This window comes from Pantoea sp. RCC30.1, assembly GCF_058148845.1.
On the sequence record NZ_JBXUHX010000006.1, the window covers coordinates 121,039 to 133,680 of the forward strand.

The 12,642-nt window shown below is 55.9% G+C and carries 11 protein-coding genes; all 11 read right to left on the reverse strand.

What is annotated here, in order from left to right; genetic code table 11:
- Positions 1-5: 5 nt before the first annotated feature.
- Positions 6-1,064: an undecaprenyldiphospho-muramoylpentapeptide beta-N-acetylglucosaminyltransferase gene (murG, locus tag AC2LB6_RS07840; protein WP_490093076.1), complete on the reverse strand. Its 1,059-nt coding sequence runs from the start codon at positions 1,062-1,064 to the stop codon at positions 6-8.
- Positions 1,061-2,275: a cell division protein FtsW gene (ftsW, locus tag AC2LB6_RS07845; protein ID WP_090964257.1), complete on the reverse strand. Its 1,215-nt coding sequence runs from the start codon at positions 2,273-2,275 to the stop codon at positions 1,061-1,063. The genes murG and ftsW overlap by 4 nt, the downstream gene beginning before the upstream one ends.
- Positions 2,275-3,591 (reverse strand): UDP-N-acetylmuramoyl-L-alanine--D-glutamate ligase, encoded by a 1,317-nt coding sequence (gene murD, locus AC2LB6_RS07850; RefSeq protein WP_490093077.1) that lies wholly within the window; start codon positions 3,589-3,591, stop codon positions 2,275-2,277. Before murD ends, ftsW begins: the two co-directional genes overlap by 1 nt.
- A gap of 2 nt (positions 3,592-3,593) precedes the next feature.
- Positions 3,594-4,676 (reverse strand): phospho-N-acetylmuramoyl-pentapeptide-transferase, encoded by a 1,083-nt coding sequence (mraY, locus tag AC2LB6_RS07855; protein ID WP_003854755.1) that lies wholly within the window; start codon positions 4,674-4,676, stop codon positions 3,594-3,596.
- The gene (gene murF, locus AC2LB6_RS07860; RefSeq protein WP_490093078.1) at positions 4,670-6,028 is read right to left on the reverse strand and encodes a UDP-N-acetylmuramoyl-tripeptide--D-alanyl-D-alanine ligase; all 1,359 of its coding nucleotides are present in this window, start codon (positions 6,026-6,028) and stop codon (positions 4,670-4,672) included. Before murF ends, mraY begins: the two co-directional genes overlap by 7 nt.
- The gene (gene murE / locus AC2LB6_RS07865; RefSeq protein WP_490093079.1) at positions 6,025-7,512 is read right to left on the reverse strand and encodes a UDP-N-acetylmuramoyl-L-alanyl-D-glutamate--2,6-diaminopimelate ligase; all 1,488 of its coding nucleotides are present in this window, start codon (positions 7,510-7,512) and stop codon (positions 6,025-6,027) included. The genes murF and murE overlap by 4 nt, the downstream gene beginning before the upstream one ends.
- A complete protein-coding gene (locus AC2LB6_RS07870) occupies positions 7,499-9,268 on the reverse strand; it encodes a peptidoglycan glycosyltransferase FtsI (RefSeq protein ID WP_490093080.1) in 1,770 nt (589 codons plus the stop codon). The genes murE and AC2LB6_RS07870 overlap by 14 nt, the downstream gene beginning before the upstream one ends.
- Positions 9,269-9,284: 16 nt before the next feature.
- Positions 9,285-9,605: a cell division protein FtsL gene (ftsL, locus tag AC2LB6_RS07875; protein ID WP_003854764.1), complete on the reverse strand. Its 321-nt coding sequence runs from the start codon at positions 9,603-9,605 to the stop codon at positions 9,285-9,287.
- Positions 9,602-10,543 (reverse strand): 16S rRNA (cytosine(1402)-N(4))-methyltransferase RsmH, encoded by a 942-nt coding sequence (gene rsmH / locus AC2LB6_RS07880; protein WP_090964246.1) that lies wholly within the window; start codon positions 10,541-10,543, stop codon positions 9,602-9,604. Before rsmH ends, ftsL begins: the two co-directional genes overlap by 4 nt.
- A gap of 2 nt (positions 10,544-10,545) precedes the next feature.
- Positions 10,546-11,004: a division/cell wall cluster transcriptional repressor MraZ gene (mraZ, locus tag AC2LB6_RS07885; protein ID WP_009092149.1), complete on the reverse strand. Its 459-nt coding sequence runs from the start codon at positions 11,002-11,004 to the stop codon at positions 10,546-10,548.
- A gap of 494 nt (positions 11,005-11,498) precedes the next feature.
- Positions 11,499-12,509: a catabolite repressor/activator gene (gene cra / locus AC2LB6_RS07890; protein ID WP_179897648.1), complete on the reverse strand. Its 1,011-nt coding sequence runs from the start codon at positions 12,507-12,509 to the stop codon at positions 11,499-11,501.
- Between the last annotated feature and the right edge of the window lie 133 nt (positions 12,510-12,642).

A 12,642-nucleotide genomic window follows, 5' to 3' on the forward strand; every position in this document is an offset into this window, starting at 1 on the left:
AATGATTACTTTGCGGCGCGAGCCACTTCCAGAGCGACCCGTTCAGTCGCATCGGGAATCGCCACCTGACGGGCCTGTTCAGCCATCGTCAGCAGTGTTGCACGATCCCAGTGGCGTAGCTGATCCGCTACAGCCTCCGCAGTAAATTGCGGCTGCTCAAAAATTCTGGCGGCGCCCGCTTTCTCCAGCGGCAGCGCGTTCCAGTACTGCTGGCGATCTTTGTGCTGAAACGGCACAAAAATCGCCGGTAAACCAGCGGCAGCGACTTCGCTCACGGTTAACGCGCCGGAGCGACATACCACCACATCAGCCCATGCGTAGGCAGCAGCCATATCATCAATAAACTCGGTGACCTTATGCTGCGTCTGACCGACCTGCTGATACGCTTTCTCTGCTTCGGGCAATGCCCCTTTACCGGTCTGATGCCACAGCGTGATCTCATCACCCATCAGTGCCGCAACTTGCGGCAGCGTCTGGTTCAGTATCCGTGCGCCCTGACTTCCACCAATCACCAGCACCCGAATCGGGCCATGACGATCCGCCAGACGTTGCGCGGGTAAAGACAGGGCCAGAACATCAGTGCGAACCGGATTTCCTACCACGTCGGCGGTGGGAAACGCGCCCGGAAACGCCTGCAAAACTTTGGTGGCGATTTTCGCCAGCCATTTGTTGGTCAGGCCGGCAATGCCGTTCTGCTCATGCAGCACAACCGGAATACCGCAGCTCCAGGCTGCTAAGCCGCCAGGACCAGAAACGTAGCCGCCCATGCCCAGCACCACATCTGGCTTCCAGGCTTTCATGATGCGACGCGCCTGACGCCATGCATTGAAGATGCGCAGCGGTGCAAGCAGCAGCGCTTTCATGCCTTTCCCGCGTAACCCGCTGATACGGATGAAGTCGATGTCGATGCCATGCTTTGGCACCAGATCGGCTTCCATACGGTCGGCGGTGCCTAGCCAGCGAACCTGCCAACCCTGTTTCATCAGATGATGGGCGACAGCCAGACCGGGGAAGACATGTCCGCCGGTTCCGCCTGCCATCACCATCAATCGCTTACCGCTCATCGACCACCTCGGGTAAACGCCTGCGCTTTCGCCAGGCGCGTTTCATAATCTATGCGTAATAAAAAGACGATGGCGGTCGACATAATAATCAGACTCGACCCACCGTAACTGATCAGCGGTAAGGTCAGACCTTTGGTCGGTAACATACCGGCGGCAGCCCCGACGTTAACCAGCGCCTGGAAGCTGAACCAGACACCAATTGAACAGGCTAAAAAGCCGGAAAAACGCTGATCCAGTTCCAGAGCACGACGGCCAATCGACATCGCACGAAAAGCGACGAAGAATACCATTAAAAGTGCCATTACCACACCGACGTAGCCGAGTTCTTCCCCGATGATGGCGAAAATAAAGTCGGTATGCGCTTCCGGCAGATATTCCAGCTTTTGCACGGAGTTACCGAGTCCCTGCCCCCAGAATTCACCCCGGCCAAATGCCATTAGTGACTGCGTCAGCTGGTAGCCGCTACCAAAGGGATCTTCCCACGGGTTCCAGAACGACGTCACTCGGCGCATACGGTAGGGTTCTGCAATGATCAGCAGAATCACGGCAAAGATGCCGGAGCCGATGATGGCCATGAACTGCCACAGCTTGGCACCCGCCAGAAACAGCATTGCCAGCGTAGTTACAAACAGCACAACCACCGTACCAAGGTCCGGCTGTGCCAGCAGTAACACCGCCAGCACGACCATCACGCCCATCGGCTTACAGAAGCCCCAGAAGTTGTTACGCACCTCTTCCACTTTGCGCACCAGGTAACTGGCGAGATAGCAGAACAGGGAAAGCTTTGACAGCTCCGCAGGCTGAATACGCAGTGGACCCAGTGCAATCCAGCGCGATGCACCGTTAACCGAGCTACCGACTACCAGAACGATCAGCAGCATCGCCACGGTGACCATCAGCATCACGTTGCTGTAGCGCTGCCAGAAGTCCATCGGCACCCGCAGCGTGACCAGCGCCATACCCAAAGCCAGCACGATGTAGAAGGCGTCACGCTTGGCGAAGTAGAAGAGATCGTTATTCAGACGCTGACCCACCGGCATTGAGGCCGACGTCACCATCACAAAACCAATCACCGCCAGGCCCAGCGTCAGCCATAACAGTGTGCGGTCATAAAGCACCAGCGAAGAGTCATCACTTTCGCGTGCGCCCATGACCCAGTCTTTCAGGCGTCCTGAGAAATATCCTGCCAGTCCGGCACCAGGAATACGCATCAGCTCAGCTCCTTCGCCAGTTGCGCGAACTGCTCACCGCGCTGCTCAAAGTTACGGAACTGGTCAAGGCTGGCGCAGGCCGGCGACAGCAGAACCATATCGCCTGCTTTAACCTGCGGCGCGATCTGCTCCATCGCCTCGCGCAGGGTTTCAGTGCGCACGGCGATGTCAGGACGCAGCGCGGCCAGCTCATCGCCGTCGCGGCCAAAGCAATACAGGCGCACATTGTCGCTCTGTAGCCAGGGGATCAGCGGCGTAAAATCGGCTGACTTACCATCACCACCCATCAGCAGCCACAGCGTTCCCTTCACCTGCAGACCATTCAGCGCTGCTTCGGTGCTGCCGACGTTGGTTGCTTTTGAGTCATTAATCCAGCGCACGCCCTGATGCTCATGGACCAGCTGGAAGCGATGCGCCAGACCGTTGAAGTGCGTTAAGGCCGCCAGGCTTGAAGCGCGTGGCAGGCCCACCGCATCAGCCAGCGCAAGCGCAGCCAGAGCGTTGGTATAGTTGTGCTGTCCTGTCATCTTCATTTCAGCGGTGTTCAGGACTTTCTCACCCTTGACCCGCAGCCAGATACTGCCCTGCTGCTTGTTCAGGTGGTAGTCACCGAAATCGACACCAAAGCTGACACAGCGAGTATCTGCACCGCGTACCGGCATTGTCAGCGCGTCATCGGCGTTAACGATGCAGATCTGTGCATTCTCATAGATCCGCAGCTTGGCGGCGCGATACTGCTGCATACCCAACGGATAGCGATCCATATGATCTTCGCTGACGTTGAGCACGGTTGCCGCAGCCGCTTTCAGACTGTAAGTGGTCTCAAGCTGGAAGCTGGAGAGTTCCAGTACATAAAGTTGCGCTGGTGATTGCAGAAGACTCAGCGCAGGCAGACCGATATTGCCGCCGACGCCTACCTGCCAGCCTGCGGCTTTCGCCATCTCTCCCACCAGCGTTGTAACGGTGCTTTTACCGTTGGAGCCAGTGATCGCCACGATAGGGGCCTGCGCCTCGCGGCAGAACAGCTCAATGTCACCGACGATTTCGATTCCGGCTTCGACGGCTTCGCTAAGGATCGGATGCGAGAGCGCGACGCCTGGGCTGGCAACAATCAGATCGGCCGCCAGCAGCCAGTCGCCGTTGATGCCGCCCAGGTGACGTTCAACCTGCCCGGGCAATTTATCCAGCCCCGGCGGCGAGACACGGGTGTCCATCACGCGAGGCGTTACGCCCTGCGCTAAAAAGAAATCAACACAGGAAAGCCCCGTAAGGCCCAGTCCGATGATGACGACTTTTCTACCCCGATAGTCAGCCATGATTAACGCACCTTCAGCGTGGCCAGGCCAATCAGCACCAGCATTAGCGAAATAATCCAGAAGCGCACAATGACGCGCGGTTCCGGCCAGCCCTTGAGTTCATAGTGGTGATGGATCGGCGCCATGCGGAAAATACGCTGGCCGCGCAACTTAAACGATCCCACCTGCAGGATCACCGACAGCGTTTCAACCACAAACACGCCGCCCATGATCACCAGTAAAAATTCCTGACGTAGTAATACCGCGATGGTTCCCAGCGCGCCGCCTAAAGCCAGCGAACCGACGTCGCCCATAAAAACCTGAGCCGGATAGGTGTTGAACCACAGGAAGCCCAGCCCTGCCCCGACGATGGCGGTACAGACAATTACCAGCTCACCGGCATGACGCAGATAGGGAATATGAAGATATTCAGCAAACTTCACGTTACCGGTTGCCCAGGCAACCAGCGCAAAGCCCGCGGCAACGAAGACGGTTGGCATAATCGCCAGACCATCCAGGCCATCGGTCAGATTGACCGCGTTACCCGTTCCGACAATCACAAAATAGGCCAGCAGCACATAAAACAGTCCTAACTGGGGCATGATATCTTTGAAAAATGGCACCACCAGTTGGGTTGCGGGGGTATCTTTGCCTGCCGCATAAAGCCCGAACGCAACGCCCAGCGAGATCACCGACATCCAGAAATATTTCCAGCGAGCAATCAGGCCCTTGGTATCTTTGCGCACCACTTTGCGGTAGTCATCGACAAAGCCGATGATGCCAAAGCCGATTAACACAAACAGCACGCACCAGACATACGGATTTGACGGATACGCCCACATCAGCACCGAAATGGTGATGGAGGTCAGAATCATGATGCCGCCCATCGTAGGCGTCCCGCGCTTACTGAAATGCGATTCCGGGCCATCGTTACGGACAACCTGGCCAATCTGTAATTTCTGCAGCCACGCAATCAGACGCGGCCCCATCCAGAGAGAGATAAATAGTGCAGTCAGCAGGCTGACAATGGCGCGAAACGTCAGATAGGAAAAGACGTTGAAGCCTGAATAAAAAGCGACCAGATGCTCGGCCAGCCAAACTAACATGTTCCTTTCTCCTTTAAGCTCTGTACTACCTGCTCCATGGCGGCACTACGTGAGCCTTTAATCAGGACGGTAATTTCTGAGTGTTCGGACAACAACTGACGCAAACGTTCAGTCAGCGCTGTCTTATCGCTGAAATGTTCACCAACTTCGCTGCTTTCACTGATGAAATGGCTGAATTTTCCGCAACTCAGCACGCGATCGATGCCTGCGTCGCGTGCCGCTTCACCGATTTCGCGGTGACATTTTTCGGTCTCGTCACCCAGTTCCGCCATATCACCTGCGACCAGCACCTGGTAGCCAGGCATTTCTGACAGGACCTGGACGGCGGCGGTCATCGATCCGACGTTAGCGTTGTAGCTGTCATCCAGAAGCAGCTGATGCGCAGAGAGGCGCACCGGGAACAGGCGACCTGGCACCGACTGCAGGTTTTTCAGCCCCTGCTGAACGGCGCTAAGCGGGGCATCCACTGACAGGGCCAGTGCCGCCGCAGCCAGTGCGTTGGCGATGTTATGCCGACCCGGCAACGGCAGCACGATCTCAGCCTCGCCACGCGGTGTCTTCATCACAAAATGGGTGCCCTCCTGCGCAATGCGGATATCACGGGCAGAGAAATCACACTCTGCCGCCTGCGGCGAGAAGCGCCACACGGTTTTATCCTGCAGCGTGGTCTGCCAGTTTGGCCAGTCGTTGCTCTCCTCGTTGAGAATCGCAATGCCATTAGCCGGTAAGCCCTGGAAGATCTCACCTTTAGCTTTAGCGACGCCCGCCAGCGAACCAAAGCCTTCCAGATGGGCCGCAGCCAGGTTATTCACCAGCGCACTTTCCGGTTTAACCAGGTCGGTGGTATAGGCGATTTCGCCCTGATGATTAGCGCCAAGCTCGATAACCGCATACTGATGTTCTTCGGTCAGACGCAGCAGCGTCATCGGCACGCCATAATCGTTGTTGAGATTGCCTGCGGTGTAGAGCGTTTCGCCGCACTGACGCAGAATCGCCGCCGTCATCTCTTTAACCGACGTTTTGCCGGACGAACCGGTCAGCGCCACTACGCGGGCGGTCGACTGCTGACGAACCCAGGCACCCAGTCGGCCAAAGGCTATACGGGTATCTTCAACCATCACCTGAGGTACCGCGACAGGTAAGTGCTTACTGACCAGTAGCGCCTGCGCGCCACTGGCAATCGCATCTTCAGCGAAGTCGTGGGCATCAAAACGTTCGCCCACCAGCGCAACAAACAGGCTGCCCGCCATCACTTTGCGGGTATCGGTGGTCACGTCGCTCAGGGTTAAATCGCTTCCGTGCAGCGTACCGCCGGTGATCTCCGCCAGAGTCTTTAATGAAACCGGAATCATGCTGCGCCTCCCAGCAGTGCCGCAACTGTGGCACGATCGGAATAGTCGAGACGGCGGTTGCCAATGATCTGATAATCTTCGTGGCCTTTACCGGCCACCAGCACGATATCGTCGTGCTGTGCCTGCATAATGGTGTTAGTGACCGCTTGCGCACGACCAGACACCACACGGGCGCGGCCTGGATCCAGCAAACCGGTCAGAATATCTTTTACAATCGCCTGCGGATCTTCGCTGCGCGGATTGTCGTCGGTAATAACCACCACATCGGCATATTGCTCAGCAATCGCACCCATTAACGGGCGTTTGCCCTTATCACGATCGCCGCCGCAGCCAAACAGGCACCACAGTTTGCCTTTGCAATGCAGCCGTGCCGCTTCCAGCGCTTTTTCCAGCGCATCTGGCGTATGGGCATAATCCACCACGACCGTCGGTTTTCCTGCGGTGCTGAACACTTCCATACGCCCGTTAACCGGCTGCAACTGTGGCGCAACGCTGATGAGCGTCGCCAGCGGATAATCCAGCGACAGCAGCGTTGCCAGTGCCAGCATCAGATTGCTGACGTTGAACGCGCCCATCAGCGGACTGTTGATTTCGCCATTACCCCAGCTGGAGCTGAAACGGATGTGCGCACCGTTATCGTGGTACTCCACCGCATCGGCTTTCAGCCAGCGGCCGTGGCAGCCCGGCTGGAGGTTATCTTCCATGGTGACTGCAACGGCATCCGGTAAGCGCGCCAGCCAGCGACGACCGATTTCGTCATCAGCGTTAAGAATCGCCTGTCCGACCTGATGCTCAGAAAAAAGCAGCCATTTAGCGGACTCATAGCTCTGCATATCACCGTGGTAATCAAGGTGATCGCGACTGAGGTTGGTGAAGACCGCCGCAGCAAACGGCAACGCAGCGACGCGATGCTGAACCAGTCCGTGTGACGAGACTTCCATTGCGGTCAGGGTCGCCCCTTTTTCAGCCAGATCGTGCAGCAGATGCTGAACATCAACCGCTGAACCGGTGGTATTTTCAGCAGCAGATAAGTGCCCCACCAGCCCATTGCCGACGGTGCCCATTACCGCGCTGGTTTCACCCAGCAGCGTCGCCCACTGCGCCAGCAACTGGGTAGTGGTGGTTTTACCGTTGGTGCCGGTGACGCCAATCAGCGTCTGCTTCTCGCCAGGCTGCTGATAAAAACGGCCAGCTAAGGCCGACAGACGCTGATTCAACTGCGTCAGATAGATAACTGGTACGCCGTGCATTTCACGGATTTCGCCGTCGGCCGCTTCGCCTTCAGCTTCAGCCACCACGGCAGCGACGCCCTGAGCAATCGCCTGCGGAATGAAACGGCGCCCATCGACCTGATGGCCTGCAACAGCGACAAACAGATCGCCAGAAGCCGCAATGCGGCTATCCAGTGTCATGTCGCGCAGTGGGCGCGCCGGCGCGCCTGGCACCCAGGGGCCGAGTAAGTCGCGCAGGTTACGATCTGTCACTTGTTTCCTCACTTCTGTTAGTCACCAACTCATTCTTGTCATTGGTCGTCGGTAATGCGTCCGGCTCGATATTCATGGTGCGCAGTACGCCGCCCATGATGGCACCAAACACCGGTGCAGAAACCGCACCGCCGTAATACTTGCCGGCCTGGGGATCGTTGATCACCACCACCAGCGCGAATCGGGGATGACTGGCAGGCGCAACGCCTGCGGTATAGGCAATGTATTTATTGACGTAGCGTCCGTCCGGCCCGACTTTTTTCGCCGTACCGGTTTTTATCGCAATGCGATAGCCCTTGATTGCCGCTTTGACACCACCGCCACCCGGCAGCGCCACACTTTCCATCATGTGCATCACGGTTTTCACCAGTGACTCATCGAAAACGCGTTGTCCCGCGACGGGCGGATCCACTTTGGTGATCGACAGCGGGCGATTAATGCCATAGCTGCCAATCGTTGCGTAGACTCGCGCTAACTGTAACGGCGTTACCATTAGCCCGTAGCCGAAAGAGAAGGTGGCCCTCTCTATGTCAGACCACCGTTGTTTTTTAGGGTATAAGCCACTGCTTTCCCCGACCAGCCCCAAATTGGTCGGTTTGCCCAGTCCAAAGCGCGCGTAAGTTTCTACCAGCGCTGAGGAAGGCATCGCTAACGCCAGACGTGAAACACCGACGTTACTCGACTTCTGTAAAACCCCTGTCAGGGTCAATTCGTTGTAGCGCGCCACGTCTTTGATTTCATGACCATTGACGCGGTACGGTACGGTATTCAGGACGCTATTCTCTCTGACTACGCCGCGTTGCAGCGCCGCCATGACCACCATCGGCTTCACGGTCGAGCCAGGTTCGAAAATGTCGGTGATGGCGCGGTTACGCATCAGATCTTTTGGCGTGTTGCCGAGATTGTTCGGGTTGTAAGCCGGGCTGTTGGCCATCGCCAGCACTTCACCGGTATTCACATCCACCAGCACCGCCGTACCCGATTCCGCTTTGTTGAAGGCTACTGCGTTATTCAGTTCACGGTAGACCAGCGCCTGTAAGCGCTCATCAATGCTCAGAGTCAGGTTATGGGCTGCGCGACTGTCTACTGAAGAGATGTCTTCAATGACGCGACCGTAGCGGTCTTTGCGCACCGTCCGCTCGCCCGGGGCACCGGTCAGCCACTTATCAAAGCTCTTCTCAATGCCTTCGATGCCCTGGCCGTCGATGTTGGTAAAGCCAATCAGATGGGAGGTAACCTGCCCGGCAGGATAGTAACGGCGCGACTCTTCGCGCAGATGAATACCGGGAAGTTTGAGTTTTTTGACGTATTCGCCGATCGCTGGATTGACCTGGCGCGCCAGATAGACAAAGCGGCCTTTGGGATTGGCATTGACGCGCGCTGCCAGTTGATCAAGGGGAATAGAGAGTGCGTCGGACAGCGCCTTCCAGCGGCTGTCCAGCGTGACGCCGCCACCCGCGTGCAGCTCTTTTGGATCAGCCCAGATGGCATTAACCGGTACACTGACGGCTAGCGGACGTCCGGCGCGATCGCTGATCATCCCGCGCGAGGTGGGAACCGCCTGAACACGCAGCGAGCGCAGATCGCCCTCTTTGACCAGCTTGCCAGGATTGATCACCTGCAGCCAGGCAACACGTGACAGCAATCCACCCAGCGCCAGTAAAATACAGCCGCACAGCAACGCAAAACGCCAGCTTACAAAGCTGGCTTTATCTTCCGGTTTCTTCAACTTCAGCGTTCTGCCTGTGCCGCTCATTCGCTATCTGAGGTCCTTATTTCTGCACCACGATATTTTCTTGTGAAGGATCAACGTGCTGCAACTGCAGCTTCTCGGTGGCGATGCGTTCAACACGGCTGTGATCGCCCAGCGCATTCTCTTCCAGAATCAGGTTACGCCACTCGATATCCAGTGCGTCACGCTCCAGCACCAGCTGTTCGCGTTGCGCGGTTAACAGTCGTGTTTTATGGGTAGTGGTCACCACCAGCACGGCAGACACCACCACAGCGATCAGCAACAGCACCGGAATCTTGCCCTTTCGCAGCAGATCCCCACCGATGACGGCAGGCAGGCTGTGACGCTCATTACCGATCATTCGTCAGTTTTCTCCGCGATACGTAATACTGAGCTGCGCGCACGTGGGTTCTCAGAGACTTCAGCGTCACCCGGCGACATTTTGCCCAGCAACTTTAGTTCACGTCCCCCCAGGGCTCGCAGCTGATGTTCAGTCATGGGAATCCCTGGCGGCACCTGCGGCCCACGACTCTGATCGCGCATAAAGCGCTTCACCAGCCGATCTTCCAGTGAATGGAAGCTGATAACAGAAAGACGACCCTGCGGTGCCAGCACTTCAACAGCGCCTTTCAGTGCAATGTCGATCTCTTCCAGTTCGCTGTTAATCCAGATACGAATCGCCTGGAAGCTGCGCGTGGCCGGATGCTTAAACTTATCTTTCACCGGCATGGCGACGGAGATAACTTCAGCCAGCTCACGGGTGCGGGTCATCGGCTGCTCGCGGTTGCGCTCGACAATGGCCCGGGCAATACGTTTAGCGAACCGCTCTTCACCGTAGGTCTTCAGGACGAAAGCGATATCCGCTTCTTCCGCGTGCAGCAGCCATTCTGCGGCAGAGTGACCGCGCGAAGGGTCCATACGCATATCCAGCGGCCCGTCACGCATAAAGGAGAAGCCACGTTCGGCGTCATCCAGCTGCGGCGATGAAACCCCCAGATCCAGCAAAATGCCGTCAATTTTTCCGACTAACTCCCGTTCAGAGACATACTCTGCCAGCGCGGAAAAAGGACCATGAATAATTGAAAAACGCGGGTCGGTGATCTCTGCGGCAGCGGCGATAGCTTGCGGATCACGATCGATGGCGATCAGCTTTCCCTTCTCTCCCAGTTGCGAAAGAATCAGGCGTGAATGGCCACCACGACCAAATGTGCCGTCGATGTAAATACCGTCTTCCCTGATATTGAGGCCGTTAACCGCCTCATCCAACAGCACGGTGGTATGTTTGAAATTTTCCTGCATAGCTATAGCGACAAGTCCTGCAACCGCTCAGATAAAGGCTCCTGAGCCGACTGTTCTGCGTCAATATCGTCCCTGACTTGTTGATACCAGGTCTGTTCATCCCACAGCTCAAACTTATTGAACTGTCCAACCAGCATCACTTCTTTAGTTAATTTTGCGTGCTGCCGAAGCGTATTCGCCAGCAGCAGGCGGCCCGCATTGTCCATCTGACATTCACTGGCATGCCCCAGCAGCAAACGCTGCACGCGGCGCTCAAGTGGATTCATACTGGAAAGGCGTGCCAGCTTTTTTTCAATGATTTCCCATTCGGGCAGGGTATAAAGCAACAGGCATGGCTGGTGGAGGTCGATGGTACAGACCATCTGCCCCTGAGACTCCCCAATCAGCAAATCGCGATATCGCGTGGGTACGGCGAGCCGCCCTTTGCTGTCGAGATTGACTAACGTTGCTCCGCGGAACATGCCAGTCTCTTCTCCTCATCACCCATTTACGCCACTTTATCCCACTTTTTACCACGAAACGAGTTTAAGGATCCCATGAAATCCTTGTCAAGCCGGAGCGGCAGTTGAATATCACTCTTTACAAGGCGCAGAATTAAAGTCTGGCGACGATATAATCGAATAAAAGAGGGAAGTAAAAATTAAGCCAATGAATACCTGAATAAAAAAAAGAGCCCGGAAAAAAACGACTAAAAATGAAACAATGTAAAGGGCTAAATATTTATCTCGGTTTCTGAGACAGCGGCGGCATTTTAGGGGATTTCCGAAAGGAAGCCCAGCAGCTTCAGGCCAGGCGGGAAAGGAAGTTTGTTGAAGTTGTAAGCAGATAATAAAGATAAGTCTTTTTGCTTTGTTAGATTTGATGAGCAGAATTTACGCTTTTTTACGTCGACCTGTTTATTTAATCAGTTAAATTGCGAAATAAAATGGGCGGGCAGTGTAATACTGCCCGTTAATCATTTAACTCTTCGGCTTAATTGTCCGCGACGGTATAAATTACGGCGGATGCGGGTTAAACCCGGTTTTGGTTTTCTGGGTTCGTCCAGCGAGGCTAGAACTAATTCCAGCACGCGCTCTGCCACGTCGCGATGACGCTGACCGACCGCCAGTACCGGACACTCAAGAAAGTCCAGTAATTCGTGGTCGCCAAAGGTGGCAATCGCCAGCTCAGTCGGCAGGCGGCCGTCTCGTTTCAGCGTCACATCCATTACCCCCTGCAGCAGACCAAATGAGGTGGTAAACAGCGCCTCCGGCATCGGGTGTTCTTCAAGGTATTTCTCAAACAGTGCCGCAGCAGCGGTGCGTTCGAAGCTGTTGCAGTAGATATAGTCAATGGGACGGGGATCGTCTTTCCAGGCATCGCGGAATCCCATCTCGCGCAGGAAACTCACTGACAGCTCAGGTAACGCGCCGAGGAACAGCACATTTTTAACTTCCAGCTGACGCAGTTCAGCGGCCAGCGTCTGCGCATCGTCCTGATCGGCACCCACTACGCTGGTGAAATGTTCGCGATCCAGCGCGCGGTCTAGCGCGATAATTGGAAGAGGATCGTTGATCCAGCGCTGATAAAAGGGATGCTCAGGCGGTAGCGAGGTGGAGACGATGATCGCATCGACCTGACGCTGTAACAGATGTTCAATGCAGCGCATCTCGTTGTCGGGTTGATCTTCAGAACAGGCAATCAGCAGCTGATAGCCGCGCTGACGCGCCTGTCGCTCAAGATAGTTCGCAATACGGGTATAACTGGTATTTTCCAGATCCGGAATCACTAACCCAATAGAGCGCGTACGCCCGGCACGCAGCCCGGCAGCCACCGCATTGGGGTGATAATTATGCTCACGTACCACCGCCATGACTTTCTCAACGGTCTTGTCGCTGACACGATACTGCCGCGCTTTGCCGTTGATCACATAACTGGCCGTGGTGCGCGACACGCCTGCCAAACGCGCAATTTCATCCAGTTTCACGATAACCCCACCATCAAATCCGCTTTTACGGCACAAATAGCCGCAGTTAAGCTATGGATAACTCATGTCTATCATCTAACAGCAGAAAAGTGCGCGGAGCAACCGCTTTTCTGAATGTAACCCGCCTGGCGCA

Coding starts and splice junctions, on each gene's coding strand:
- murG (WP_490093076.1), bottom strand. CDS start 1,064: ATGAGCGGTAAGCGATTGATGGTGATGGCAGGCGGAACCGGCGGACAT.
- rsmH (WP_090964246.1), bottom strand. CDS start 10,543: ATGCAGGAAAATTTCAAACATACCACCGTGCTGTTGGATGAGGCGGTT.
- murF (WP_490093078.1), bottom strand. CDS start 6,028: ATGATTCCGGTTTCATTAAAGACTCTGGCGGAGATCACCGGCGGTACG.
- ftsW (WP_090964257.1), bottom strand. CDS start 2,275: ATGCGTATTCCTGGTGCCGGACTGGCAGGATATTTCTCAGGACGCCTG.
- ftsL (WP_003854764.1), bottom strand. CDS start 9,605: ATGATCGGTAATGAGCGTCACAGCCTGCCTGCCGTCATCGGTGGGGAT.
- mraZ (WP_009092149.1), bottom strand. CDS start 11,004: ATGTTCCGCGGAGCAACGTTAGTCAATCTCGACAGCAAAGGGCGGCTC.
- mraY (WP_003854755.1), bottom strand. CDS start 4,676: ATGTTAGTTTGGCTGGCCGAGCATCTGGTCGCTTTTTATTCAGGCTTC.
- murD (WP_490093077.1), bottom strand. CDS start 3,591: ATGGCTGACTATCGGGGTAGAAAAGTCGTCATCATCGGACTGGGCCTT.
- AC2LB6_RS07870 (WP_490093080.1), bottom strand. CDS start 9,268: ATGAGCGGCACAGGCAGAACGCTGAAGTTGAAGAAACCGGAAGATAAA.